At 69.8% G+C, this 3,731-nt stretch carries 3 protein-coding genes; all 3 read left to right on the forward strand.

Features of this window, described 5'->3' with window-relative positions; all coding sequences use genetic code 11:
- Positions 1–1,274 (forward strand): hypothetical protein (locus DKG74_RS21915; RefSeq protein ID WP_207779457.1); only part of this gene is annotated, 1,274 nt, incomplete at its 5' end.
- A complete protein-coding gene (locus DKG74_RS21260; RefSeq protein ID WP_109908190.1) occupies positions 1,271–2,833 on the forward strand; it encodes a hypothetical protein in 1,563 nt (520 codons plus the stop codon). The genes DKG74_RS21915 and DKG74_RS21260, both read left to right, overlap by 4 nt.
- A 1-nt stretch (position 2,834) precedes the next feature.
- Positions 2,835–3,698, forward strand: coding sequence for a hypothetical protein (locus tag DKG74_RS21265; RefSeq protein ID WP_109908191.1), 864 nt, complete (start codon positions 2,835–2,837; stop codon positions 3,696–3,698).
- The last annotated feature ends 33 nt before the right edge of the window (positions 3,699–3,731 follow it).

The following is a 3,731-nucleotide window of genomic DNA, read 5'->3' on the forward strand; positions in this document are numbered from 1 at the left end:
CGGCCAGTCTGTCGTCCCTCATCGCGGCCGTGGTCGGTGGCAACCAGACGCTGGCGGGCCTGCTGTCGAGCTTTCTGCAGACCACTGCCGAGCAGCAAGCCGCGCTCGATGCCGAGGCGGCCGCCAAGGCCCAGGCGGCCCGGGTCGCGGCCGCGCGGGCCGCCTATGACACCAAGGTCTCAGCCGTGGGCGATGCCGCCAGCAATACGGCGGCGTCGGTCACGGCGCGGGGATCGGGCATCGCGAAGGCGGTCGACGATGGACATCACCTGCGGGCTGTCAGCCAGGACTACGACGCCGGCAGCGACACGCTGTCCGCCGTGGTCAAGGAAACTGGCATCGGCGCAGACACCAACGTCCCCCGTGTCGAGGCCCTCGCCGGCATCCTCGCCGATCTCGGCCGTCAGGTGCAGGACATCGTCGGCGGCGCGCTCCCGGGCTTTAAGCTGACCATGCGATCCCGGGGCGTCTCCTCGGGTGACAGCTATGGCATCCGCCTCGCCATGTATAAGCCCAGCGGCGGCTACACCACCAAGCTGATCGACGATCCCAACGGCCTTGCCGCCGCCGAGACGGCCTATCTGTCCAGCCTCGCCGGGACGATGAGCGGCCTCGACGGCGCCTCGCTCTCCGCGCTGCGCAAGGTGGATTTCAGCTCGCCCAGCGCCGGCATGAAGGCCCTGGCCGAGGCGATCGAGACGGCCCGAAATCCCTTCGTGGCGCCGACGCAGGCCCTCGAAGCCGGCGGCCTGGTCGGAAACGGTATCTGGAACAAGGACAGCGTGCTGGCCCGCTATGCCGGCGGCGGCACGATCGCGCTCGCGGGCGGCGAATGGGTAACGCGGGCGAGTCAGGTCACGCCCGCAACCCGCCCGCTGCTCGAAGCCATCAATGATAATGGGCTGGACGGCGCGCTCCGTACCCTCCGGGTTGGCGCCGATCGCGACGCCCGCCGCGCGGTCGAGGCCGCCGGCCGGGCCGCGATCGTGCAGCCCGTCACCGTGGTCCTGCCACCCCCGGCGGCAGCGGCACCGACCGTGCAGGCCGCGGCCGGCGGCGATGCCGGCACCGCGAGCGAGATCGCCGCCCTCCGACGCGATATCGCGGGGCTGGCCGAGTTGCTGCGACAGGTGGTCGACGTGCTGGCGGCCGGCCAGGCCGGAGCCGCCGATGACGCCGCCGCCCTGCGGCAGGAGGTGCACAGCCTCGCCCGCGAGGTCGCGGTGAGCAACGCGCAGGTCACGCGCCTGGCCGCCCGGCGAGGTGCCGCATGACCGCGACCCGCGTCGTCCTCGCCGAGGTGACCGCCACCGATGGCGTCACCACCGAGACCTTCAGGTGGACGGATACGCCGATCCGGCCTTTCAATGTCGGCGATGGCGCCCGCCCCAACGCGGTCTGTGACGCCCGCATGATCGAGGGCGGTGATGTGAGCCAGGACCTGTACGCCGATCTCTCCCGCCTCGAAGGTGCGCTGGGGGCTGGGGACCTCGTGATCTCGAACGCCGATGGCGCCCTTTCCGGCTATCGCGCCTGGCGCTGGCAGGACATCGCCATTTACCTCGGTCGAGCCGCCCAGGACGGCACGCCCGACGCCTTCGCGGCGTGGACCTGCATCCTCAAGGGCCGAGTCGAGCGCCCGGTGTGGGAGGTCCGCACCGACGGTCCCTCGCGCCTCCGCCTCTCGATCCACGACAAGCGTGCGGACCTCGAACAGGACGTGCAGGCGCGGCTTTATCAGGGCAGCAATGTCGGCGCGACCGGCTATGAGGGCGGGGCCGATGATCTCAAGGGCAAGCCGGTCCCGCTCGCCCTGGGCGACCTGACCCGGGCCAATATCTCGCCGCCCTGGGTCAACGGCTCGACCCTGACGCTGCAGCTTAACGACGGTGGCGATTATGACGCCGAGACCCTGCGCGATCGTGGCGCCGACGCCAACATGACCCGCGACGCCGACCTGACCGGCGCGGCTTTCGACGCGGCCGCGCCAGCCGCCACCCATTATGTCCGCGACCGCACGCGAGGTCTCCTGAAGCTGGGCGGCACACTGGGCGGCACCGTGACCGCCGGCCTGCGCGGCACCATCGGCGCGGGCGGTTATACCGCCGAGGCCCCCGCCCTGATCAAGCGCCTGCTGGAGCGGCGGGGCTATGCCGGCGGCGAGATCGGCGCCAGCTTCGGCACGCTTGCCGCGCCCGCCGCCTGCGGCTTGTGGCTGGACAGCCCGGTAACCTATGCCGAGGCCATCGGCCAGCTCGCCCGGGGCTTCGCGGGTTACGTGCTGCCCGATCCCCTCGGTGTCTGGCAGGTCGGGCGCCTTGCGGCGCCGGCCGGGCCGGCGGCCCTCGCCATCGACCAATATGGCGTCCGCTCGATCGAGGTCGACGACAGCGATGCCCTGGTGCCGGCCAAGAAAATCACCGTCAGATATGCCCGCAATTACACGATGATGCGCGAAGCCGATCTCGCCGGCTCGATCATCGGCACGGCCCGCGCCCGGGAGCTGGCCGAGGAATGGCGCACCGCTGTCTGGAGCTCGCCGGCTGTGGCCGCCGCCTGGCCGACCGCCCGTGAGCTGACGATCGACACGCCACTGGTGGCGGAGACCGATGCCCAGGGGCTGGCGGATAGCCTGGGCGCCCTGTTCGGGCAGGTACGCGAATCGTGGCGGGTGGTGGTCGAGCTCGACGCCGCCGCCCTCGCCCTGCGTCTGGGGGACGACTGCGTGCAGCTCGACTACCCGCGCCAGGGGATTTCCGGCCTCTATCGGGTAATCGGCAAGCGCGTCATGGCGCCCGCCCGTCATCTCGTCACGCTGAGACTGTGGGGCTGACATGGCGCGCGGTGCGATCCTTCACGACAATCTGGTTCAGGACCCCGGCGTCGCCCTTTCCGGCGGCACCTGGGCGTTGCCGCTGGCCAACCTGCTGGACGCGCGCATGATCGCCCGGCCGGCGCGGTGCACCGCGATCGCCAACCCCGCCAACACGCGGATCGAAGTCGATCTCGGCAGCCTCAAGGCGATCAGGTGGATCGTTCTCTGTCATCATACCCTGTCGCTTCAAGCGACTGTGGCTTATCGCGCCTCGACCACCTCGGGTCACACCGGCGACGTGCTGTCGGTCGCCTCGCAGCTGGTGCTGGGTCGCATCGTTTCCAGTCTCTCTTTGCCATGGGAAGAACCCAACTTCTGGACGGGTCAGCCGCGTGTCAAGGACATCGCCGGTTACAGTCGTCATCTGGTCCTGCCGCTGGGCGGCGGCACCGTCGCCCGCTATTGGCGGATAGACCTGAACGACACCGCCAACACTGCCGGGCAGGTCGATATCGGTTATCTCATGATGGGGGACCCGATCGTCGCTGAATATAATTTCGACCTCGGCCGCTCGCTCGGCCGGCGCTCCCGCTCGATCATCGACGAGACCCCCGGCGGCGGGATCATTGTCGATCGGCGGCGCATCGCCCGCAGCCAGGCCATGACCTGGTCGATGCTTTCGAAGGACGAGGCGATGCGGCTTTACGACATGGTGGTCAACCGCGACACGATCGACCCCGTGCTGTTCGTCCCCGATATCGACGATACCGGGAACCTCTTCCGCGAAGCCTGGCCCGCCCGCATCACGGGCGGCGGTGAGCCGCGACGTCTCGACCGACGTTTCTGGTCAATTTCACTCGAACTGCAAGAGGTGCTGGCATGAGCGGCTTGACCGCCCTCGAAGAGGCGGCGCGGC

The sequence above is a fragment of the Zavarzinia aquatilis genome, from assembly GCF_003173035.1.
In the GTDB taxonomy this organism is placed as follows: Bacteria; Pseudomonadota; Alphaproteobacteria; order Zavarziniales; family Zavarziniaceae; genus Zavarzinia; species Zavarzinia aquatilis.